The organism is Aminobacter sp. LjRoot7, from assembly GCF_964252895.1.
GTDB classification, from domain to species: domain Bacteria; phylum Pseudomonadota; class Alphaproteobacteria; order Rhizobiales; family Rhizobiaceae; genus Aminobacter; species Aminobacter aminovorans_B.
On sequence record NZ_CAXUPX020000007.1, the window covers coordinates 277463 to 296784 of the forward strand.

Here is a 19322-nt window from a genome sequence, read left to right on the forward strand (position 1 = left end):
CCGCGTGAGGGACGCGGGCGAGCGAAGAGGATATATCGCATGGCCAATACGCTGCTTATGCCCAAGGCGACCGCCGTCTGGCTGGTCGACAACACCGCGCTTTCGTTCGACCAGATCGCGCAGTTCTGCTCGCTGCACCCGCTCGAGGTCAAGGCAATCGCCGATGGCGAATCGGCCCAGGGCATCAAGGGCATGGACCCGATCATGACCGGCCAGCTGACGCGCGCCGAGATCGCCAAGGGCGAGGGCGACATCAACCACCGCCTGAAGCTGTCGGACCCCAAGGTCCGCGTGCCCGAGGCCAAGCGCAAGGGTCCGCGCTACACGCCGCTGTCGAAGCGCCAGGATCGCCCGAACGCCATCTACTGGCTGGTCAAGAACCATCCCGAGCTCAAGGACGCGCAGATCTCGCGCCTCGTCGGCACGACCAAGGCGACGATCGAGCAGATCCGCGAGCGCAAGCACTGGAACATGGCGACGCTGTCGCCGCTCGATCCGGTCGCGCTCGGCCTGTGCTCGCAGATCGACCTCGACATCGAAGTGCAGCGCGCCTCGCGCGGCCGCGAAGCCCCGGCTCCGACCGGCGACACCCTGCTGCCGGCCTCGCTGACCGAGCGCCTGACGCCGGAACAGGCCGCACCCAAGGACGAGGACAAGGAACTCGACGCCAACGCCGTGTTCGCCAAGCTCTCGGCCCTGCGTTCGAAGACGCCCGACGAGGACGAAGACGACAAGTTCTGAGGGTTTTCCTCGCATCGACAAAAAAGGCCCCGTTCTGCGGGGCCTTTTTCGTTTGCGGGCTTTCTGAAGTTTTTGCGGGCAGAAACCCGGTCCGCCAGGTTGGGGGATCAGTCCGACAGCCGAGACGCGGGCATGTCGCGGCCGAAGCGGTGCAGCGTCAGGCCGGGCGACCGGTTCGATGCCGGGGCGGCGAAGGTGATGGCCGCCTCGACCTCCTTGTAGAAGAAGCGGTGCTCGCCTTCGGCGAATAGCCGCAGCTTTGGCTGGCCGCTGAACTGGGCGTAGAGGGCATCGTCCTCCTGGATCACGGTGAGGACGACGTCGGGCGCCAACTGGTAGCGGCCGACATAATTGCCGAGCAGGCTGGGATCGGCTGAAACCTCGCTGTGTCGCGGCTTGACCCTTGTCAGCGGGATCTCGCGATTGAGCAGATGCAGGCCGATGTCGCTGACGCCGGTGTTGGCGTTGGACAGGACGACGACACCGGTGCGCGAGGCGGGGTGGAAGCCGATGAAGGCGCTGTAGCCGCCGGTGCCACCATCATGCCAGGCGATCTCGCCATTGCCGCTTTTGGTGACGACCCAGCCAAGTGCAGCCGAGGTCTCCTGTTCGCCGATCGCCCGCCGTGTAGCCAGCGTGACGGCAAGGGCGGTGGTCAGTGGCGTCTTGTTGGTGTTGACCGTCACCTGCAACAGGTCGAGCAGGTCGTTGGCGCTCGAGCGCAAGGCGCCTGCGCCGGCGAAGGCGGGCAGGTCCCAGTTGGGAGCGATCTCCAGCACCTCGTTGTGGCCGGTGGCCAGGCGTTTGCTGAGACGTGGCGGTAGGTCGATGGCGGTGCTGCGCATAGCCAGCGGACCGCTGATGCGGTCGTGGACGAGAGCCTCGAAACTCTTGCCGGCGCGTTGGGCGAGGGCCTGGCCCAACAGGGCCGTGCCGAGGTTCGAGTACTCATATTCGGCGCCGATGTCGCGCGGCAGCTCGTAGCCGGACACGAAGGCATACATCTCGTCGACCGAGTAGTCGGCATAAGGGTTGGTCTCGTCGCTCGGCTCGAAATTGTCGGGCATGCGCGGCAGGCCGGACGTATTGGTTGCGAGGTCGGCCAACGTGATCGCCTTGCCGCCGCGTTCGGGTACGGCGACGTTCATCGGCAAATATTTGGCCACCGGGTCGGTCAGGGCGACTTCGCCGCGCGCCGCCATGTCGGCAAGCAAAAGTCCGGTGAAGACCTTGGTGACCGAGCCGATCTCGAAAACGGTGTCGCCGTCGACCGGCCGCGGGTCGAGGCCGCCGAAGCTGCCATGGGCAATGATGCTGCGCCCGTCCGGCCCGATGGTGCCGACAACGATGCCGACGCTCTGCCTTTGGACGTCGATCCGGTCGGCGAGGATACGGTGGATTTCGGCCGTCGTGGCGAGCTGGTCCGGCGAGGCGCCGGCGGCCGCCGTCACGACGATCGGCCTGTCTTGCTTGCGGTCGAGATAGAGCAGGCCACCGGTGACGGCTGCCACGGTGAAAATCACGGCGGATGCGGTCAGCGCGCCTGAAAGTGCGGAGGGTATCTTGAAGCGTTTCATCGCGATGCTGTCTCTGGGCGCGTGTTCGGCGCGCTTGCAAATCAAACAGCACTGTCTGGTCCCGACAGATTGCGAGAGCATTGCGGCTGTCGCGATCGGCGTCGGCTGGCAGGAGACGGCGTCTCCAGTCTCGCCGGGACCAATGATTGGCGCAGCCGCCCTGCGACAAACGCGTTGAACCGCTGGACAGCGCCCAAGCGCTCCGGGAAGATGAATCCGGGCGCGAGCCTTACCCTTGCAGTTGTGAATGGGCATCCCCTGGAGGCGACCATGAGGAACGATACCGAGCATCTACGTCTTGCCGTGAAGATCGCCGGCGAGAGCCGGGCCAGCGGCAATCATCCCTTCGGCGCGGTCCTTGTCGGTCCGGAGGGCGACGTGCTGCTTTCATCCGGCAACACCTATGCGCGGGATCGCGGGGTTGGCCATGCAGAGGCGAACGTGGCCCGCGCGGCCGCGCAGCAATACGAGCCGGCCTTTCTCGAACGATGCACGCTGGTGACCTCGGTCGAGCCGTGTTGCATGTGCGCCGGGGCCTGTTACTGGGCTGGCATCGGCACCGTGGTCTATGGGCTGAGCGAAAAGCGGTTGGCCGAGCTCACCGGAGACAACCCGGAGAACCTGACGCTCGACCTGAGCTGCCACCAGGTGTTCGCTGCCGGACGGCGCCATGTCGCGGTTCGTGGACCATTTCCCGAGCTCGAAGACGAGATCGTCAACGACCACAAGGATTTCTGGTGACAGAACCCATCAAGCGCGGTTGACGGAAGAGGCGTGCGATCAAGCAGGAACGTAGGTCAACCTGATCACGTCCTCGCCAATGCGATCGGTGACAACAAGGCGGAGCGGTGGCCGGGGGCCGGCGAAGAATGGCTTGCCGCCACCAAGCACGACGGGGTGGAGGTAGAGCCGATACTCATCGATGAGGCCGAGGTCAGTCAGGCTCTGCGCCAGCTCTGGTCCGGAAACGGTGATCTCTCCAACGAGCCGCGCCTTCAGGTCGCGTATCGCCGCTTCGAGGTCATCCTCGACAAGCGTGGCGTTGGGGCCGACTGACTTCAACGTGCGCGACACGACCCACTTCGGTCGGCGCCGCCACGCCGCCGCAAACTCGCGCTGCTCCGCCTTCCACTCGGGATGGTCTTCGTCCCAGTAGCGCATGATCTCGTACATGCGGCGACCGTACACACTGCCGGTCAATTCGCGCACATGCTCTGTCCAGTGACGAAAGAGCACGGGGTCAGGCGCAAACTCCTGGTAGTCGACGTAGCCATCCAGGGACAGGTTCATTCCAAAGACGAGCTTCGCCATGCCGCAAGATCTCCACCGCAGGGTATCCAGAATAGCGTGAGGCGACATTATGGAGAAGCGAGGTTGTATGAATAGCGCGCCGCCTCAAAGCGAAAAGGCCCCGCATTGACGGGGCCTTTTGCACGCATGTCGGCTCCGCAGGTCAGTCGGTGACGCGCGGCGCGGAAATATCGTTGCCGAACTGATGCAAGGTCAGGCTTGGCGAAGGGCCTTTGTCCGATTGCACGAAGGTGATTGCCGCCTCGACATCTTTGTAGAAGAAGCGGTGTCCGCCTTCGGGAAACAGCCGGAGCCGGGGCTGATCGGTCAGCTGGGCAAACAGCTTGTCGTCGTCGCGGGTGATCTCAAAGACCATGTTCGGCGCCAGCTGATAGCGGCCAACATAACCGTCGAGCAGCTTGGGATCGATAACCGCCTCGACCGGCTTCGGCTTCGGCTCAGTCAGCGGGATGTCGCGGTTGAGCAGATGCATGCCGATGTCATTAACGCCGGTATCGGAGTTGGAGAGCACGACGACACCTGTCCTGGATGCAGGATGGAAACCAATGAAGGTGGTGAAGCCGCCGGTGCCGCCGTTGTGCCAGACGATGTCGCCTGAAGAGGTTTCGGTGACCATCCAGGCGAGTCCGATCTGCGTGTCGTAATTGACCGGCTTACGCTTGACGCTCGCCGCGGCGATGGCGTCGGTGAGCGGCGACGTTTCAGTGCTCAGCGCCATGGCCAGCAGGTTGAGCAGATCGTTGGCCGATGAGCGCAGCGCGCCGGCGCCGGCGAAGGCCGGAAGATCCCAGTTGGGGACGGGCTGCAGGTCGCTGTTGTGGCCGGAGGCAAAGCGCCCGGCGAGTTCGGGCGAAAGCGTGATCGCCGTGCTCGACATACCAAGCGGGTTGGTGATGCGCTGGCTCACCAGCGCCTCGTAGTCGACGCCGGCACGGCGCGCGAGCGCGTGGCCGAGCAGGCCGAAACCGGTGTTGGAATATTCGAAATCGGCACCGATGTCGCGCGGCAGCTGGTAACGCGACAGGAAGCGATAGAGCTGTTCGGTGGTGTATGCGGCATAGGGGTTGAGCGTGTCCGGTGGCTGCAGGTCGTCAGGCAGGCTCGGCAGGCTGGCGCGATGCGTGGCCAGGTCGACGAGCGTGATCGCCTTGCCGGCGCGCTCGGGCACGGTGACGCCTTCGGGCATGTATTTGGCCAGCGGGTCGTCGAGCCCGACCTCGCCGCTGGCCACCATGTCGGCGAGCAGCAGGCCGGTGAAGACCTTGGTGATCGAACCGATCTCGTAGACCGTGTTGCCGTCGACCGGGCGCGGGTTGTTGGCGGCGAACTTGCCGTGGGCAACGATACTGCGGCCATGCGGCCCGATCGTGCCGACAACGATGCCGACGCTTTCGGCCCTGAGGTCGACACGCTCGGCGAGGATCTTGCCGATCTCCTTGTCGACCGGGAAAGGATTGGAAGTGTTGCTGGCGGATGCTGTCGTCACCGTGAAAGGTCTCTCGATCAACTGGTCAAGATAGAGCAGGCCGCCGGAGAAAGCAGCCACCGTGCAGATCGCCGCGGCGGCAGTCAGGGCGCCTGAAAGGGCGGTTGGTTTTCTATTGGAATTCATCGTGTTGCTGTCTCTCGAACAGGCGTTGTCGCTTGGGAGCCCCGCTCATCTGGCAGCTTGAGATTGCAAGAGCATTGCGCGGGGCGCACCCGGCCTCGGGGGCTGCAAGCGGCCGTCTTCCGGCTTGCCGGTTAACTCCGGCAGGCGCATGATCATGGGGTTCAGCGAAGTCGAAGTATCCCGAGGTGCGAGATGAGCGGGTCCGCCGCATTCGACGCCTGGAGTGCTGGCAACAGCTACGAGCATTATATGGGCCGGTGGAGCCGGTTGGTGGCGACGAAATTCGTCGCCTGGCTCTCGCCGCCCGAGCAGGCCGCATGGCTGGAGATCGGCTGCGGCACCGGCGCATTGACGTCAGCCGTGCTGGCGGGTGCGGCACCGCGCTCGATACTGTCTATCGACCCGTCCGCCGATTTTGTCGCGCACGCCCGCAAAGCAATCGGTGACGGACGCGTGCGGTTCGAGGTGGCGGATGCGCTGAAGCTGCCGGCCGAGCCGGCAAGCATCGACGTCGTCACCTCCGGCCTGGTGCTCAACTTCGTTCCTGACAGGCCGGCGGCCCTTGCCGAAATGCAGCGGGTTCTGAAACCGGGAGGCCTGGTGTCGTTTTATGTCTGGGACTATCCGGGCGGCGGCATCGGCTTCATCCGCCAGTTCTGGCAGGCAGCCATCACCATCGATCCGGCCGCGGCGGAGCTGGGCGAAGGCAAGCGGTTCCCGTTCTGCACCAGGGAAGGGCTGCTGGCGCTGTGCCAGGAGGCCGGCCTGCGCGACATCGCCATCGCGCCGATGGAGATTGAAACCCGGTTCGCGGATTTCGAGGCGTTCTGGCAACCGTTCACGCTGGGTGCCGGGCCGGCGCCTGGCTATTGCATGAGCCTGAACGAGTATCAGCGGGCAAAGCTCAAGGCGCGCCTGGCCCAGAAGCTGGGATCAACGGGGCCGATCGAACTGTTGGCGCGCGCCTGGATGGTCAGGGCGAGCAGGCAAGGCTGAGCGGCGGAACTGTCCGGCGCTGGCCCTGCCAGCCGGCCTACTCGCTCGCGATGAACTTCAGGATGCCGGCGATGCCCGAGCCTGCTGTGCCGCCCTTGCGGTCGGACGGGTGATTGATGCCGTCCATGACAGGGATTTCGGTGAAGTCGAACGGGCTGATGCCATCGAGGATGGCGGCGTTGACGCCAAACTGGTTGGGGTTCGAGCGGCGCTGGTGATGGGTGTAGATGCCGCATTTCGAGCAGAAATAGTGCTTCGCGGCCATGGTGTTGAACTGATAGAGGGTGAGGGCTTCCTCACCCGATACGACATCGACGCCGCCAAGCTCGGCCGAGAGCGCGACAGCGCCCTTCATCCGGCAGTAGGAGCAGGTGCAGCGCCGCGCGCTGCGCAGGCCATCCGACAGCCTGACGCGCAGGCGAACCGTGCCGCAATGGCAGGCGCCGTTGATTTCGCGGATATCCATGTCCATGAGCCGTCTCTCTTCCCGCTTCATATTACCAAGCATGCCAGCATGCCGGTATTGCCTGCGACGGGCAAAAGAAAGTCCCGGCTTGTCACCGGGACAATTTGGGAGCGGTCGGGGAGGGAAGCTGTGGCGTCAGGCGCCGGAACTGCGGTCGTGGGTGCCGTAGGATTCGCTGCGCTCGACGCTGCGGTAGTAGTCGACGAGCAACTTGCCGCGCTCGGGTTTGAAGCTGCGACTGGCTAGGGCTACCGACGAGATGCGGTCGATGCGGAAGGCGCGGAAGTCGTTGCGCATCTCGCACCAGGCAATCAGCGTCCAGACCTTGCCCCAGAACCACAGGCCGAGCGGGCGGACCTCGCGGGCCGAACCGCGGCCAGCCTCGTCATTGTAGTCGAGCTTGAGCACCTGGCGCTTTTCGACGGCGCGTTCGATCAGGTCGATCGCCTCGCGGTCGGCGTCTGAGACCACCCACATCGGCGTGTGGATCTCGGTGCGGGCAATGCGGTCCTTTTCCGAGTCGGGCAGGACAGCGCCGATCTTGACCAGCGCCTCGTCGGCGGCGCGCGCCATGGCGGCACCGCCAAAGGCGCGGACCATGCGGGCGCCGGCAACCAATGCGACGATTTCGTCTCGTGTGAACATCAGCGGCGGAAGGTCGAAACCCTCCCTCATCATATAGCCCACCCCGGCCTCGCCATCGATCGGCACACCCGTCGATTGCAGGTCGGCGATGTCGCGATAGATCGTGCGCTCGGAAACCTCGAGCCACGCGCCCAGCTTGTGCGCGGTGACCAGGCGGCCACCTCGGAGATGCTGTACGATCTGGAACAGCCTGTCGGCGCGTCTCATCGATTACCCCTCAAAGTATCGCGCTGTTCTTGGCCAAGTGGGGGCGCCTGGCGTCGATGACAATGCGCGTCGTCCAAAAAGTCAGTCCGGCATGCCGCCATGCGCTGGCGCAGGGCGGCACAGGTGACAGCGGAATGCGAACCTCTTCATCCTATCATCGCACAGGGCTCCTGACAGCGTATTGTCAGGAGGCGTCACCATGGCCTTATGCGACCCCGGTATGCTCACGGGCAAACATGGCACGCATCTCGCCGATCTGACCGACCAGCTCGGGATAGAGCGTCTCGAGGAAGGCCGCGGCGAAGGTGCCGGGTGCCGAGCCGGGAGCGGAGACGACGTTGTTGTCGGCGACGGCGTGCGGCACGTCCTGGTAGCCCGCAGCACCGGCGTAGGCCGGCTCGTGTTCCAGGATCCAGTCGCGGCCGTTGCTGGTGTGGGAGACACCTTCGAACAGGCCTGCGCGGGCGAGCGCCAGCGTGCCGGCGCAGATGCCGCCGACGACACCGCCGCGCGCGGCGACAGCCTTGAGCAGCGGCGAGATGTCGGGCGCGTCCTTGCCCGCCCAGCCGTCCGACCCGATCACGGCGACGGCGTCGAGATCCATGTTTTCCGCGGGGTTGGCGCCGCGCGTCGGCGACAGGGCGAAGCCGGCGATCGAGGTCAGCGGTGCCTTGTGCGGCGAAATCGCGATCGCCCGCGCGCCGAACCATTCGGCCGCCGAGGCAGCCAGAAGGCCATACTCCCAGTCGGCATAGCCTTCGATGAACAGGACACCGATTGTCTTGGGTGCGGTCATGAGCGTGTCCCCTCTGTCGGGCGATGTGTCAGTTGCGGTCGGTGCGACGAGCGTCGAAACGGTCGGGCCAGCCGATATCCTTGCGGATGCTTGTCGGCAGAGAATTCATGAGGCGCTCGGTGCGGATCTCATTGTGCATGGTCCTGACCTTGCCAGCATAATGCCTGATGGTACGAAAGATGACAGGCGTAAACGTGTTCATGGCGGGTCCTCCTTATCTTGACTGGAAGGAGTATCGCACACCCCTCCTGACAGCAGTCTGTCAGGAGGCCGCGGCCGTCTTCGACTATGTTTCCGTCAGGCTTTGGCAGGAACCGTGCCGTTGAGCGCGAGCCGCCCGCCATCGGCGAAAATCGTCTGTCCGGTGATGTAGGAAGCGTCGTCGGAAGCGAGGAATGCCGCAATCGCCGCGATCTCCTCCGGCTCGCCGATGCGGCCGAGCGGGGTGCGCGACAGGATGCGGGCCTTGGCCGCGGGATCGGCCTTGGCGCGGGCCAGCATGTCGGTCGAGATCGAGCCGGGACCGATGGCGTTGACGCGGATTCCATAGGGCGCGAGGCCGAGCGCCATGACCGTGGTCAGCTGGCCGACGCCGCCCTTGGACACCGCATAGGGCACCTGGTCGGGATGGGCGACGACCGAATTGATCGACGACATGTTGACGATGGTGCCGGGCGCGCCGCCCGCCTTGACCCTGTCGACCATGATGCGGGCGACGGCCTGGCCGGCAAGGAAGGCGCCCTTGAGGTTGACCCTCAGAACGCGGTCGAAATCGTCCTCGGCGAGGTCGAGGAAATCGGCCTGGTGGTCGATGCCGGCATTGTTGACCAAAACGTCGACGTCGCCGAAGGCGTCGATCGTCGAGGCAACGAGATTGTGGACGTCGAGGCGCTTGCCGACATCGGCGCGGACGAAACGCGCCTCACCCAGTTTTTCGAGATCGCGCTCGGCGGCGTTGCCCTCTTCCTGGTCGATGTCGGCGATGACGACGCGTGCGCCCTCGCGCAGGAAGCGCTCGGCGATGGCATAGCCGATGCCCCTGGCGCCGCCGGTGATGATCGCCGTCTTGCCGTCGAGCTTCATTGTCCGCTCCTGCCTTTGTCGCCGGGAAGGCGAATCCAGTCGCGGACACTGGCGGGAAGGACAGGCGGGGTCAACGGGGAGGGGAGACGACCACCGTCCTGCTCAGCCGCCCGATGCGGCGGTGAAGACCGCCAGCTGAGCGTCGTATGCGCGCTTGTAGGCGGGGCGCGCCTGGCCTCGGGCGACATAGGCGGCGAGGTTTGGATAATCCTCCACTATGCCGTCCCCCTCCAGCCGGCGCAGCACCATCACCATCATCAGGTCGCCGGCGCTGAACGAACCATCGAGCCATTCGGCATCGCCGAGCCTGTTGGAAAGTTGGTCCATGCGGACGCGGATGCGATCCTTGAGCATCGGTATCCGCTCTGCGAGCCAGGGCTTGTCGCCTTCCACGAACGGCGCCTGTTCGAGCTCGACGATCGGCGGCTCGACTGTGTTCAGCGCGGCAAACATCCAGGTGATTGCCCGCGCCCGGGCGTTGGCTTCTTTCGGCAGCAGCCCGGCTTGGCGCTCGGCGATGTGGAAGATGATCGAGCCCGACTCGAACAGGACGAGATCGCCTTCCTCATAGGTCGGGATCTGCCCGAAGGGATGGCGCGCCAGATGCGCCGGCTGCTTCATCGCCTTGAACGAAACCAGACGGACCTCGTAGGGCTGGCCCACTTCCTCGAGCGCCCAGCGTACGCGCATGTCGCGCGCCATTCCCTGGCCCTGGTCGGGCGAAGCCTCGAAAGCGGTGATGGTGGGGGTCATCGGCAGGCTCCGGCTGTTGCATGTCCTTGCATGGTGCCTCCAGAGGACGAATGGCGGGCAGGGTTGCCGACAGCCTCGCCGCATTTTCTTGGGTCATTTCTTGAGCTTGGGCATTCGCGTTCTGAAGCTCCAATCGCGCACGGCCGTGGCGCTTTTGTCAGCAGACAACCGCCGTGGCCTTTCATCGCCGGTGGCCGGGGTGGACAATGGCCACAGCCCCCCTATGTCGGAAGGGCGGGTGGGTTAACGCCGAACTGGCTGCAAGCGAGAGGAGCGCATAATGCCTGTTGCCAAGAACACGATCTGCCTGTGGTACGACAAGGATGCCGAGGCCGCGGCCCGGTTCTATGCGACGGTGTTTCCCGACAGCAAGGTCACGGCCGTGCATCGCGCGCCGGGCGACTACCCCTCCGGCAAGGAGGGCGACGTGCTGACGGTCGAATTCACCGTCGCCGGCATCCCCTGCATCGGGCTCAATGGCGGGCCTGCCTTCACGCATGACGAGGCCTTCTCGTTCCAGATCGCCACCGACGACCAGGAAGAGACCGACCGCTACTGGAACGCCATCGTCGGCAATGGCGGCAAGGAAAGCGCCTGCGGCTGGTGCAAGGACAAATGGGGCATCAACTGGCAGATCACGCCGCGCGTGCTGACCGATGCGATGGCTGCCGGCGGCGCAGAAGCCAAGCGAGCCTTCGCGGCGATGATGGACATGAGGAAGATCGACGTCGCGGCGATCGAGGCAGCGCGGAGGGGGTGAGGCGATGGCTGTCGGGCTTGCCGGCAGCTTGTCCGACCAGGCACAAAGCCGGCTAGCAAACATTCTTTTGCAGCCGGATGGCCAGTGCCAACTCCGTCTGGGCGGTTCCGGCAAACTGAAAGCCTGCGGCCTCGTAGAACGGACGCGCCCGCGCGCCGGCGACGACACTTAGCGACCGCGCGCCGAGCGCTATGGCGCGGCGTTCGGCTTCGGCGACAAGCCGGCTGCCGATGCCCTTGCGCCATGCTTCCGGTACGATGAAGAGATCCTCCAGCTCGGCCCGAGCGGCGTCGTCGCCAGGAAGGACAGTCACGAAGCCGACGATCTGCCCGGCCAGTTCGGCGACCGCGATATGCGGCAGGTGCGCGGCCGGAACCTGTCTCGCCTCCTGCATCGCCAGCAGTTCCTCGACATGGTCTCCCCAGGCCAGCGAAGACCGCAGCTTGAGTGCGCCGAGGGCATCCCCGTCCTCGGTGCGAGCGGGGCGGATGCTGACGGTCATTGCAACTTCCTTATGCGTGGCCCTGCCAGATTTTTTGACGCAAGGATTGCAGTGGCGCAATGGCAGGTGAAGCCAGTAGCAAACAATGGTGCGCCTGTTTCTGCCCCTTTGCTGCGCTTTGCAAGCGAGGATATGCTTGTTTGCTCGCATGTTTCGGAGTTCATAATGACCGTAGAACCACAAAAGTACTGGGTGATTGCGAGCGATGTCGCCGACCGAGACGGAATTGGCGTCGAATTTTACGTCGATGGCGATCTTGTTCTTGAGATTTTCCGCGACGACACGAAGAAGGCGCGCGAAGTTACGCTCTACAGGAAGGATGTTCCTTTGGAGTATCTGGAGGAATCGATCGCGAAGTTCAAAAAAGAGATTTCATGGGAATTCCTAGAATATTGAGCAGCTGCAAGGCTCCTTAGAACTCGCTGCTGCTCATGCAAGCAGCGGCGAATACCGAGGGCATGCCAGTTGGGCAGGGGAGATCAGTCGAGCACCAGCTGGACGTCGTCTTCGGCCCCGTCTCCGTCCGGGCCGTGATCGAGGCGATGCGGCGCGGCTGAGACGCCAACCGCGTCTGCTGGGCCTATTGCAGCTGTTAGTTCGTCAGGGCAGTTTGAGCACAAACTGAGCCGCCACAAGCATGGTAGCGGCGTCGGAGGCCTTCCATGCTTGATTACATACCTAAGTCGCGACTAATCGCGCTGATGGAGGAATGGGGCTGCGGGAAAATAAGCACGGAAGAGATGTCGTTCTGGTGCTGCAACAACTACTTTCCGGGTGGCCAGTCTTGCGACCCGTCAGTACCTGAATGGCAACAAAGCGCGATCGAGGACGTCATGCTAGCATTCGAATGGCAGGCGCATGACGATAAGATTACTGCTCGGCAGGAAAACTGGCGCAAGGCAGTTGAATTTCTGAATTGCTCCGAGGAGGGGTATGAGGCAGCCAAAGCTATTTTCGAGCGCGATTGCGCAGGGTTTTCGTAGCGCCCCGGTAGCCATTTTTCGTGCAGCCCGCGCTCAGGTGAAGTTCGGGCGTGTATCCGAAGTCAGCGTCACGATCATTTGAGCACCAGCTGGACGTCGTCTTTGGCTTCCTCTCCGCCCGGGCCGTGGCTTCGAAAGATGTCGAGAAGCCAGTCGAAGACCGTCGGACCTATGCCGGCACGCGCATCGGCCAGCTCTTGGCCCACCTGGGCTCGGTTATCGGGATGGCATTGTGCGAGCCGGAGTTCCAGCTGCCTGACAGTCTCAGGGTAACCCAGCCTGGCCTTCGATAGCTCGGAGTGGGACCACCTCAGCGTGAAGCCTTCAGCCGTTCCGAAGCTGCCTCTCAGGATGTCGTTGAACGCGTCGAGATTGCGGCCCCAGCGATGGCCGGGGATCAGGACACCGCTGATCTCGTCGTAGAACTCTTCAAGAGAGCCGATGCGGAGCCGTCTATCGTGTATTCGGTTGTCACGCAGGCGGCCTTTCAGATTGCCGAGGGGCAGGTCTCGGTTGGTATCACACCCCCGCGCTTGCGCAATTCCCAGCCTGCTTCTCGCTCACATCTTCTCGCCGGGCAAAGCACTTGCCTGCCTGACCCAGTCGGAGAACTGCGCCTCGTCGAAGGGACGGCCTTCATAGATGTCGAGATAACGCACATTGGCCTGCTTGGAGGCGCCGGGCGGCAGCGGCGAGAGCTGCGCGCCCTTGAAGAAGGCGACCTTGATGTATTTGGTCATGCAGTGGAAGCCGAGGAACCAGATGTCCTTCTCCATGCCGTAGAAGGGCGAGTTCCACTTTACCGCTTTCACCACGCCCGGCACTGCCTCGGTAACGAGGGCGTCGATGCGCCGGCCGACGTCCTGTTTCCAGCCGGGCATGGCGTCGATGTAGGACTGGACGACGGCGTCGCCATAGCCCTTCGCAATCTGCGGATTGCCGCCGGACAGCAGCTTGGGAGCTGCGTCCTTGGCCATCAGGCTCGGCCCCTGGCGGTCTCCTGACGGCCGCTGAAGTAGGGCGCGAAGAACATGTAGATGCCGGTCGGGATCAGCACGAAGAGGGGCGGCAGGGGCAGGTAGTAATACCACTCTGGCAAGGTGGTGAGGGCCATGCCGGCAAAGATCGAGGCGACAATCAGGCTGAAGAGCAGCGAGGTCCAGCGATGGATGATGCGGATCACTTGGTTCATTGCATTACTCCCTGAAATCGATGGCGTCGCTGCGGTCAGTCGAGCTTGGCTATGACATTGCCGAGCTGGTCGAAGAAGCGCGGCCAGCCGACGGTAGCACCCTGGAAGTAGGCCTTCTGGGCGGTGGTGAAGCCGCGCTGCTCCATGCGCAGGCTTGTGCCCGAGGCGGTGGGGGCGAGCGTCCAGGTGACGATGCTCCGGAGGTCCTTGGTGTCCCAGCGATAGGACAAAGCGCGGTGCTCCTCGACCGTCTCGACCTCGCAGTCGACCTGGCCCCAATCGGCGGACAGCGTGAAGCGGCGGCCGGCCACCGGGATGAAGTCGTTGTTCATCAGCCATTCGGCGATGAGATGCGGCTGGGTCAGCGCGCGCCAGAGCTTTTCCGGCGGGTAGGGGAAATCGCGTTCGACCACGACCGAGCGCGTGGTTTCCATTGTTTCGGTCATTGGTCCATCCTCTTGAGTAAAGTGTCGAGATCGTCGAAGCGGTCGTTCCAGAAACCGGACATTTCTGTCGTCCAGTCGACCAGGGTTCTGAGCGCATCGCGCTCGGCGCTGTAATAGGTGTAGCGGCCCTGCTGCCGGTCGCGCACCAGCCCGGCCGTCTTCAGGATCTTCAGGTGCTTGGAGACCACCGGCTGAGAGACACCGGCCTCGCCCAGCAGGCCGACGACTGTCGTGTCGCCATTGCGGCAGAGACGCTCGAACAGGCCGCGGCGTGTCGGATCGGAAAGCGCGCGAAAGATTGCGTCCTGGGGCTCGGTCATATCTCATACCCGATTGGCTATGCGATGACACATAGCCAATCGGGTATGGGATTGTCAATGGGTGGTTTCGTCTTTGGGCCAGCGGCCGCAACCCTTGCGAAATCCCCGGACCCTGTTGCACAACAGGGCATGTCGAAGACCACTCCCGCCACGCTGGCGCTGACCAAATCAGGCATTCCGTTCGCGCTCGCGACCTATGACTATGAAGCAGGCGCCGAGCGCGTCGGGCTGCAGGCGGCCGAGGCGATGGGGGTTTCACCCGGCATCGTGCTCAAGACGCTGATGGTCGAGGTCGACGGCAAGCCGGCCTGCGTGGTGGTGCCCTCCGACCAGGAGGTCAACATGAAGAAGGTGGCCGCTGCCTTTGGCGGCAAGGCGGCTCAGATGATGAAACCCGACACTGCCGAGCGGCTGACCGGCTACAAGGTCGGCGGCATCTCGCCCTTCGGCCAGCGCAAGCAGGTGCCGACGGCCGTCGAGGAGATGGCGACGCTCGAGGACGAGATCTTTCTCAACGGCGGCCAGCGTGGCCTGCAGATCCGCATGCGGCCCGACGATTTGATCGCCGCGCTCAATGCCAAGGCGGCCGATCTGATCCGCTGAAGGTTCGACGTTATGGCGCTGGTCCGGCCGGCCGGCCGGCTGTCCAGTCCAACGCGGGCTGTCGCTGCCTCGGTTCGACAGGCCCCACTGTACCGCTTTCGTGCGAAGCGCCGAGACGCGCTACTTCCGCTTGTCTATGAAATGCTGCTTCAGCCTGGCGATTTCGTCCGGCGGCCAGTCCTTGATGTCGGCGACCTGCACCCAGGCGTCGATATAGTGCTCGGCGGCATAGACGTGGCCGTAGCCCATGGGCGCGGTGGTGGCCATGGCGAGGTCTAGCGTCAGCTGCAGGAAAGTGACGACTGGGTACCAGCGCAGCTCGGGCGAGACGTCGGGGCCGCGCGGTGTCTTCATCCAGTCGGGCTCGCTGTAGAGCGCGTGCGTTTCGTAGAAGGTGATCGGGTCGGAGGCATACTGCAGGTAGACGAGCCGCAGCGGGCCCCACTGCGCGCCCGGAATGTCGAGCGCGTTCTTCTGCGCGGTGAAGCGGACATAGGAGCCGTCGCGGAATTCGGGCAGCCACTCCGGCGAGCCGGGATTGCGGTCGTCGGTGATCGAGTGCCAGATGCGGCTGGCAAAGGGCGGGCCGCTGAGCAGGGCGCCCTGATAGGGATCGCCGAGGACCTCGAACAGCTCGTTGGACAGCTCGGTGCTGAGCGCGCCGAGGCTGAGGCCAAAGAGATAGAGCTGCGGGCGCGTTTCCCTGGGCAAGGTGTGCCAGTAGCCATAGACCTCGCTGAACAGCGCGCGCGACTGCTCGGCGCCGTAGCCGGGCTCGACCAGCAGCGAGAGCCAGCTGGCGAGGTAGGAATACTGGGTGGAGACACTGGCGACGTCGCCATTGTGCAGGAACTCGATCGGGTCGATGGCCTGCTCGTCGACCCAGCCGGTGCCGGTGGGCGTGACGATGACGAGTGTCGAACGCTCGAAGCCGCCGGCGCGCTTCAGCTCCTCCAGCGCAAGCTTGGCGCGCTGCTGCGGCGTGTCGCCCGACTGCAGTCCGACATAGACGCGGATGGGCTCCTTGGCCGGCCTGCCGGTGAGCTTGCCGATGTCGGCGGCGGTCGGGCCGGTGGCGATGTAGGAGCGGCCCATGCGGCCGAGATCCTGCCAGCGCACCAGCGATGCGGCGCTGCCGGTCCTGGCGGGCTCCGAGGGCTGCCGGGTTTCGGCCGGCATCAGTTCGTCGAGGCGCTGGAACGAGCTGTCCATCACGCGCAGGCCGTAGCGGAAGATGATGCCGTCGGCCACCGACCAGAACAGGAACACCGCAATCGTGGTTCCGATAACGTAGGAGACGCGGGTCGGCACGAAGCGGCGCAGCTTTTCCGAGACGAAGACAAGGGTCAGCTTGAACAGCCGGCCAAGCGCCACGAGCACGACAAAGGTGACGAGTGCTATGGCACCGACCTCGAGCGGATGGGCGGTGTCGACCGGGTCGAGCTGCATCAGCCGGCGGATCGAGTTCTGCCATTCCGAGGCCTGCCACAGGAAAGCGAGGCCGACGATGCCGCAGGCGATGGCGGCGACGAGCTTGCCGGCGATCAGGATGCGCGCGCGGAGCTCGGGCAGTTCGAGATAACGCCAGAGCCAGCGCAGGAAGAAGCCGCAGCCATAACCGACGGCGGCGGAAAGGCCTGAGAGCACACCCTGGGTCAGGTAGTTGCGCGGGATCAGCGTCGGCGTCAGCGACGCCGCGAAGAACAGCGTGCCGAGCAGCAGGCCGGTGGTCGAGAACGAGTACCAGTAGCGGACGGCCCAGTTGCGCAGCATGCCAATACCCCTCATGAAATCAGGGGGCAGCTTGCCGTGGGCTAGGCGTCCAGGCAATGGCGCTGGGGCAAATCAACGGGGGAGCGCAGGGCGTTGCCCGGTCGCTCGACAAGCTCATTGCGTGCCGACTGCAGCGCCTGGCGCCCTCGTGGTTCGATAGGCTCACTATGAGGGCTGTTGAGTCGCCGTTGCTATCGCGAGGCTACCGAAGTGTCTTGCCGATGCATCCCGGAATTTGGTGCCATCGCGAGGGCGTCAAGGCACGCCTATGCCGCGCGCCTTCAGCGCTTCCGTGATCTCGTCGAGGATTGCAGGGTCGTCGATTGTCGCCGGCATCTTCCAGTCCTCGCGGTCGGCGATCTTCTGCATCGTGCCGCGCAGGATTTTTCCCGAACGGGTCTTGGGCAGGCGCTTGATGGTGACCACCATCTTGAAGGCGGCGACCGGGCCGATGCGGTCGCGGACGAGGCCGACCACTTCCTTTTCGATTGCAGTGGTGTCGCGGGAAACGCCCGAATTGAGCACGATGAAGCCGCAGGGGATCTGGCCCTTCATCGCGTCGGCGATGCCGATGACGGCGCATTCGGCGACGTCGGGGTGTTCGGCCACGACCTCCTCCATGCCACCCGTCGACAGGCGGTGGCCGGCGACGTTGATGATGTCGTCGGTGCGGGCCATGATGAAGAGGTAGCCCTCGTCGTCGATGTAGCCGGCGTCGGCGGTCTTGTAGTAGCCGGGGAACTCGGCGAGGTAGGCGTTGAAGAAGCGCTCGTCGGCATGCCACAGCGTTGGCAGGCAGCCGGGCGGCAAGGGCAGCTTGACCACGACATTGCCGAGCGTGCTGCGCCCGACCTCATGGCCGGCGTCGTCGAGCACACGCACGTCGTAGCCGGGCATCGGCACGCAGGGCGAGCCGTATTTGACCGGCAACAGGCCAAGCCCGACAGGGTTCTGGCTGATCGGGTGGCCGGTTTCGGTCTGCCACCAATGGTCGATGACCGGGACCTTCAGCTTGTTTTCGGCCCATTTGATGGTTTCGGGGTCGGCGCGTTCGCCGGCGAGGAACAGGGTGCGGAATTTCGTGAGGTCGTATTGCGGCACGAACAGGCCCTGCGGGTCTTCCTTCTTGATGGCGCGGAAGGCGGTGGGGGCGGTGAACAGGGCGACGACACCGTGTTCCGAAATGACACGCCAGAATGTGCCAGCATCGGGCGTGCCAACCGGCTTGCCCTCGAACAGGATGGTGGTGGCGCCGTGCAACAGCGGACCATAGACGATGTAGGAGTGGCCGACGACCCAGCCGACATCTGACGCCGCCCAGAACACCTCGCCCGGCTTCACGCCGAACTCGTTTTCCATCGACCATTTGAGCGCGACCATGTGGCCGCCATTGTCGCGGACCACGCCCTTGGGCTGGCCTGTCGTGCCCGAGGTGTAGAGCACGTAGAGCGGATCGGTGGCGGCGACGGGGACGCATTCGACGGTGCGGCCGGCGGCCTTGGCGGCACCGACTGTTGCGGCATAATCGAGGTCACGGCCAGCGATCAGATCGCAGGTCAGCTGCGGACGCTGCAGGATGACGCAGCGTTCCGGCTTGTGGCTGGCGAGTTCGATGGCGCCGTCGAGCAGCGGCTTGTAGGCGACGACGCGGCCCGGCTCGATGCCACAGGACGCCGAGATAATCAGCCTGGGCGTGGCGTCGTCGATGCGGGTGGCGAGCTCCTTGGCGGCAAAGCCGCCGAACACCACCGAATGGATGGCCCCGAGGCGGGCGCAGGCGAGCATGGCGAAGGCCGCTTCGGCAACCATCGGCATGTAGATGATGACGCGGTCGCCTTTGCGCACGCCCTGGTCCTGCAGCACGCTGGCGAGCGCATTCACTTCGGCGAGCAGCCCGGCATAGGTGAATTTCTGCTGCGTGCCGGTGATCGGGCTGTCGTGGATGAGGGCCACCTGTTCGGCGCGACCGCCCAGCACATGGCGGTCGAGCGCATTGTAGCAGGTGTTGCATTCGGCCCCTGCGAACCACTGGCCGTAGACGCCACCTTCGGCGTCGAAAACCTTGTCCCAGGGCTTGAACCAGTCGATCGCCCTGGCAGCCTCGGCCCAGAACGCTTCCGGATCGTGGGCCCAACCGTCATAGACCTCGTGATAGCGAGATGGCATGGCGTTTCCTTCCCAGGACAGTGGCCCTTGAGGCCGTCATTGTTGGCCCAGTTTGTACCCGCCGGGCTGCGGGGGCGTCCATTTGACCTTGGTTTAAGAAGCTGTCCGCAAATGCCGTTTTCGACGCGTTTCGGTGCACTGCCGCTGTTCTCAAATCGTAGTGCCGCAGTGCCACTGTAGCAGATCGGGCCGTCGCCTTTGACAGGGGCGCGCGAAGTTGATCAAAGACGGCATGTCGAAGGCGCTGTCGCTCATCATCCTTGCCATCATGGCGATCCAGCTGATCAAGCCGCTCGGCTTGCCGGGGCTCAGGCAGCGACGTGATTTCTGGAAGCTTGCGGTGCTGGCGCTGGCGGCGATTTCGGTGACCGCGCTGCTGGGGCACTAGTG

The 19322-nt window shown here is 64.3% G+C and carries 25 protein-coding genes; 8 read left to right on the forward strand and 17 right to left on the reverse strand.

Annotated features, from left to right (window positions below):
• The first annotated feature begins 39 nt into the window (after nucleotides 1–39).
• Nucleotides 40–741 (forward strand): DUF1013 domain-containing protein, encoded by a 702-nt coding sequence (locus tag ACSQ3E_RS20380; protein ID WP_310321230.1) that lies wholly within the window; start codon nucleotides 40–42, stop codon nucleotides 739–741.
• Between the two features lie 107 nt (nucleotides 742–848).
• On the opposite strand, the gene ACSQ3E_RS20385 is transcribed toward ACSQ3E_RS20380, so the two are convergent.
• Nucleotides 849–2318 carry a serine hydrolase gene (locus tag ACSQ3E_RS20385; protein ID WP_436124077.1) on the reverse strand — a complete coding sequence of 490 codons (1470 nt, stop codon included), beginning with the start codon at nucleotides 2316–2318 and terminating at the stop codon, nucleotides 849–851.
• Between the two features lie 270 nt (nucleotides 2319–2588).
• On the opposite strand from ACSQ3E_RS20385, the gene ACSQ3E_RS20390 reads away from it, so the two are divergent.
• Nucleotides 2589–3059: a nucleoside deaminase gene (locus ACSQ3E_RS20390; protein WP_436124078.1), complete on the forward strand. Its 471-nt coding sequence runs from the start codon at nucleotides 2589–2591 to the stop codon at nucleotides 3057–3059.
• Nucleotides 3060–3098: 39 nt separating this feature from the next.
• Here ACSQ3E_RS20390 and ACSQ3E_RS20395 read toward each other — a convergent pair whose 3' ends face one another.
• Complete coding sequence (locus ACSQ3E_RS20395; protein WP_436124079.1) at nucleotides 3099–3629, reverse strand: dihydrofolate reductase family protein; 531 nt, start codon at nucleotides 3627–3629, stop codon at nucleotides 3099–3101.
• A 142-nt stretch (nucleotides 3630–3771) separates the two neighbouring features.
• Entirely contained in the window at nucleotides 3772–5241 is a 1470-nt protein-coding gene (locus ACSQ3E_RS20400; protein ID WP_436124080.1) for a serine hydrolase, read from the reverse strand.
• 192 nt (nucleotides 5242–5433) lie between these two features.
• Here ACSQ3E_RS20400 and ACSQ3E_RS20405 point away from each other — a divergent pair, with 192 nt between their 5' ends.
• A complete protein-coding gene (locus ACSQ3E_RS20405) occupies nucleotides 5434–6237 on the forward strand; it encodes a class I SAM-dependent methyltransferase (protein ID WP_310321242.1) in 804 nt (267 codons plus the stop codon).
• A 37-nt stretch (nucleotides 6238–6274) separates the two neighbouring features.
• On the opposite strand, the gene ACSQ3E_RS20410 is transcribed toward ACSQ3E_RS20405, so the two are convergent.
• The 6 genes from ACSQ3E_RS20410 to ACSQ3E_RS20435 all read right to left on the reverse strand — a co-directional run bounded on the left by ACSQ3E_RS20410 (nucleotide 6275) and on the right by ACSQ3E_RS20435 (nucleotide 10187).
• Nucleotides 6275–6709 carry a GFA family protein gene (locus ACSQ3E_RS20410; protein ID WP_436124081.1) on the reverse strand — a complete coding sequence of 145 codons (435 nt, stop codon included), beginning with the start codon at nucleotides 6707–6709 and terminating at the stop codon, nucleotides 6275–6277.
• A gap of 129 nt (nucleotides 6710–6838) precedes the next feature.
• Nucleotides 6839–7555 carry a helix-turn-helix transcriptional regulator gene (locus tag ACSQ3E_RS20415; RefSeq protein ID WP_310321246.1) on the reverse strand — a complete coding sequence of 239 codons (717 nt, stop codon included), beginning with the start codon at nucleotides 7553–7555 and terminating at the stop codon, nucleotides 6839–6841.
• A gap of 205 nt (nucleotides 7556–7760) precedes the next feature.
• Nucleotides 7761–8351: a DJ-1/PfpI family protein gene (locus ACSQ3E_RS20420; RefSeq protein WP_436124082.1), complete on the reverse strand. Its 591-nt coding sequence runs from the start codon at nucleotides 8349–8351 to the stop codon at nucleotides 7761–7763.
• 28 nt (nucleotides 8352–8379) lie between these two features.
• On the reverse strand, nucleotides 8380–8553 hold the full coding sequence (locus ACSQ3E_RS20425) for a hypothetical protein (RefSeq protein ID WP_182573752.1): 174 nt from the start codon (nucleotides 8551–8553) through the stop codon (nucleotides 8380–8382).
• Between the two features lie 95 nt (nucleotides 8554–8648).
• A complete protein-coding gene (locus ACSQ3E_RS20430) occupies nucleotides 8649–9434 on the reverse strand; it encodes an SDR family NAD(P)-dependent oxidoreductase (protein WP_436124083.1) in 786 nt (261 codons plus the stop codon).
• A 102-nt stretch (nucleotides 9435–9536) separates the two neighbouring features.
• On the reverse strand, nucleotides 9537–10187 hold the full coding sequence (locus ACSQ3E_RS20435; RefSeq protein ID WP_436124084.1) for a glutathione S-transferase family protein: 651 nt from the start codon (nucleotides 10185–10187) through the stop codon (nucleotides 9537–9539).
• A 280-nt stretch (nucleotides 10188–10467) separates the two neighbouring features.
• Here ACSQ3E_RS20435 and ACSQ3E_RS20440 point away from each other — a divergent pair, with 280 nt between their 5' ends.
• A complete protein-coding gene (locus ACSQ3E_RS20440; RefSeq protein ID WP_310321255.1) occupies nucleotides 10468–10947 on the forward strand; it encodes a VOC family protein in 480 nt (159 codons plus the stop codon).
• Nucleotides 10948–10999: 52 nt separating this feature from the next.
• Here the strand turns inward: ACSQ3E_RS20440 and ACSQ3E_RS20445 are convergent, their stop codons facing one another.
• A complete protein-coding gene (locus ACSQ3E_RS20445; RefSeq protein ID WP_310321258.1) occupies nucleotides 11000–11449 on the reverse strand; it encodes a GNAT family N-acetyltransferase in 450 nt (149 codons plus the stop codon).
• Nucleotides 11450–11461: 12 nt separating this feature from the next.
• Between ACSQ3E_RS20445 and ACSQ3E_RS20450 the strand changes: the two genes are divergently transcribed.
• Nucleotides 11462–11845 (forward strand): hypothetical protein, encoded by a 384-nt coding sequence (locus ACSQ3E_RS20450; protein ID WP_436124085.1) that lies wholly within the window; start codon nucleotides 11462–11464, stop codon nucleotides 11843–11845.
• A 266-nt stretch (nucleotides 11846–12111) separates the two neighbouring features.
• Nucleotides 12112–12432 (forward strand): hypothetical protein, encoded by a 321-nt coding sequence (locus ACSQ3E_RS20455; RefSeq protein WP_310321265.1) that lies wholly within the window; start codon nucleotides 12112–12114, stop codon nucleotides 12430–12432.
• Between the two features lie 74 nt (nucleotides 12433–12506).
• Here ACSQ3E_RS20455 and ACSQ3E_RS20460 read toward each other — a convergent pair whose 3' ends face one another.
• Genes ACSQ3E_RS20460 through ACSQ3E_RS20480 form a run of 5 tightly spaced genes read right to left on the reverse strand, consistent with a single transcriptional unit; the run spans nucleotide 12507 to nucleotide 14390 of the window.
• A complete protein-coding gene (locus ACSQ3E_RS20460) occupies nucleotides 12507–12980 on the reverse strand; it encodes a barstar family protein (protein WP_436124154.1) in 474 nt (157 codons plus the stop codon).
• A 12-nt stretch (nucleotides 12981–12992) separates the two neighbouring features.
• Nucleotides 12993–13409, reverse strand: coding sequence for a DUF1801 domain-containing protein (locus tag ACSQ3E_RS20465; protein ID WP_436124086.1), 417 nt, complete (start codon nucleotides 13407–13409; stop codon nucleotides 12993–12995).
• Entirely contained in the window at nucleotides 13409–13624 is a 216-nt protein-coding gene (locus ACSQ3E_RS20470) for a hypothetical protein (RefSeq protein ID WP_310321275.1), read from the reverse strand. Before ACSQ3E_RS20470 ends, ACSQ3E_RS20465 begins: the two co-directional genes overlap by 1 nt.
• Nucleotides 13625–13659: 35 nt before the next feature.
• The gene (locus ACSQ3E_RS20475; RefSeq protein WP_310321278.1) at nucleotides 13660–14070 is read right to left on the reverse strand and encodes an SRPBCC family protein; all 411 of its coding nucleotides are present in this window, start codon (nucleotides 14068–14070) and stop codon (nucleotides 13660–13662) included.
• A complete protein-coding gene (locus ACSQ3E_RS20480) occupies nucleotides 14067–14390 on the reverse strand; it encodes an ArsR/SmtB family transcription factor (protein ID WP_436124087.1) in 324 nt (107 codons plus the stop codon). The genes ACSQ3E_RS20475 and ACSQ3E_RS20480 overlap by 4 nt, the downstream gene beginning before the upstream one ends.
• Before the next feature lie 129 nt (nucleotides 14391–14519).
• Here ACSQ3E_RS20480 and ybaK point away from each other — a divergent pair, with 129 nt between their 5' ends.
• A complete protein-coding gene (gene ybaK / locus ACSQ3E_RS20485) occupies nucleotides 14520–14993 on the forward strand; it encodes a Cys-tRNA(Pro) deacylase (RefSeq protein ID WP_436124088.1) in 474 nt (157 codons plus the stop codon).
• A 120-nt stretch (nucleotides 14994–15113) separates the two neighbouring features.
• Here the strand turns inward: ybaK and ACSQ3E_RS20490 are convergent, their stop codons facing one another.
• Nucleotides 15114–16766 carry an alpha/beta hydrolase gene (locus tag ACSQ3E_RS20490; protein ID WP_436124089.1) on the reverse strand — a complete coding sequence of 551 codons (1653 nt, stop codon included), beginning with the start codon at nucleotides 16764–16766 and terminating at the stop codon, nucleotides 15114–15116.
• A 255-nt stretch (nucleotides 16767–17021) separates the two neighbouring features.
• A complete protein-coding gene (locus tag ACSQ3E_RS20495) occupies nucleotides 17022–18932 on the reverse strand; it encodes a propionyl-CoA synthetase (protein ID WP_436124090.1) in 1911 nt (636 codons plus the stop codon).
• A 217-nt stretch (nucleotides 18933–19149) separates the two neighbouring features.
• Between ACSQ3E_RS20495 and ACSQ3E_RS20500 the strand changes: the two genes are divergently transcribed.
• Entirely contained in the window at nucleotides 19150–19320 is a 171-nt protein-coding gene (locus ACSQ3E_RS20500; RefSeq protein ID WP_436124157.1) for a hypothetical protein, read from the forward strand.
• Nucleotides 19321–19322 lie beyond the last annotated feature (2 nt).

Coding starts and splice junctions, on each gene's coding strand:
- ACSQ3E_RS20380 (WP_310321230.1), top strand. CDS start 40: ATGGCCAATACGCTGCTTATGCCCAAGGCGACCGCCGTCTGGCTGGTC.
- ACSQ3E_RS20385 (WP_436124077.1), bottom strand. CDS start 2,318: ATGAAACGCTTCAAGATACCCTCCGCACTTTCAGGCGCGCTGACCGCA.
- ACSQ3E_RS20390 (WP_436124078.1), top strand. CDS start 2,589: ATGAGGAACGATACCGAGCATCTACGTCTTGCCGTGAAGATCGCCGGC.
- ACSQ3E_RS20395 (WP_436124079.1), bottom strand. CDS start 3,629: ATGGCGAAGCTCGTCTTTGGAATGAACCTGTCCCTGGATGGCTACGTC.
- ACSQ3E_RS20400 (WP_436124080.1), bottom strand. CDS start 5,241: ATGAATTCCAATAGAAAACCAACCGCCCTTTCAGGCGCCCTGACTGCC.
- ACSQ3E_RS20405 (WP_310321242.1), top strand. CDS start 5,434: ATGAGCGGGTCCGCCGCATTCGACGCCTGGAGTGCTGGCAACAGCTAC.
- ACSQ3E_RS20410 (WP_436124081.1), bottom strand. CDS start 6,709: ATGGACATGGATATCCGCGAAATCAACGGCGCCTGCCATTGCGGCACG.
- ACSQ3E_RS20415 (WP_310321246.1), bottom strand. CDS start 7,555: ATGAGACGCGCCGACAGGCTGTTCCAGATCGTACAGCATCTCCGAGGT.
- ACSQ3E_RS20420 (WP_436124082.1), bottom strand. CDS start 8,351: ATGACCGCACCCAAGACAATCGGTGTCCTGTTCATCGAAGGCTATGCC.
- ACSQ3E_RS20425 (WP_182573752.1), bottom strand. CDS start 8,553: ATGAACACGTTTACGCCTGTCATCTTTCGTACCATCAGGCATTATGCT.
- ACSQ3E_RS20430 (WP_436124083.1), bottom strand. CDS start 9,434: ATGAAGCTCGACGGCAAGACGGCGATCATCACCGGCGGCGCCAGGGGC.
- ACSQ3E_RS20435 (WP_436124084.1), bottom strand. CDS start 10,187: ATGACCCCCACCATCACCGCTTTCGAGGCTTCGCCCGACCAGGGCCAG.
- ACSQ3E_RS20440 (WP_310321255.1), top strand. CDS start 10,468: ATGCCTGTTGCCAAGAACACGATCTGCCTGTGGTACGACAAGGATGCC.
- ACSQ3E_RS20445 (WP_310321258.1), bottom strand. CDS start 11,449: ATGACCGTCAGCATCCGCCCCGCTCGCACCGAGGACGGGGATGCCCTC.
- ACSQ3E_RS20450 (WP_436124085.1), top strand. CDS start 11,462: ATGCGTGGCCCTGCCAGATTTTTTGACGCAAGGATTGCAGTGGCGCAA.
- ACSQ3E_RS20455 (WP_310321265.1), top strand. CDS start 12,112: ATGCTTGATTACATACCTAAGTCGCGACTAATCGCGCTGATGGAGGAA.
- ACSQ3E_RS20465 (WP_436124086.1), bottom strand. CDS start 13,409: ATGGCCAAGGACGCAGCTCCCAAGCTGCTGTCCGGCGGCAATCCGCAG.
- ACSQ3E_RS20470 (WP_310321275.1), bottom strand. CDS start 13,624: ATGAACCAAGTGATCCGCATCATCCATCGCTGGACCTCGCTGCTCTTC.
- ACSQ3E_RS20475 (WP_310321278.1), bottom strand. CDS start 14,070: ATGACCGAAACAATGGAAACCACGCGCTCGGTCGTGGTCGAACGCGAT.
- ACSQ3E_RS20480 (WP_436124087.1), bottom strand. CDS start 14,390: ATGACCGAGCCCCAGGACGCAATCTTTCGCGCGCTTTCCGATCCGACA.
- ybaK (WP_436124088.1), top strand. CDS start 14,520: ATGTCGAAGACCACTCCCGCCACGCTGGCGCTGACCAAATCAGGCATT.
- ACSQ3E_RS20490 (WP_436124089.1), bottom strand. CDS start 16,766: ATGCTGCGCAACTGGGCCGTCCGCTACTGGTACTCGTTCTCGACCACC.
- ACSQ3E_RS20495 (WP_436124090.1), bottom strand. CDS start 18,932: ATGCCATCTCGCTATCACGAGGTCTATGACGGTTGGGCCCACGATCCG.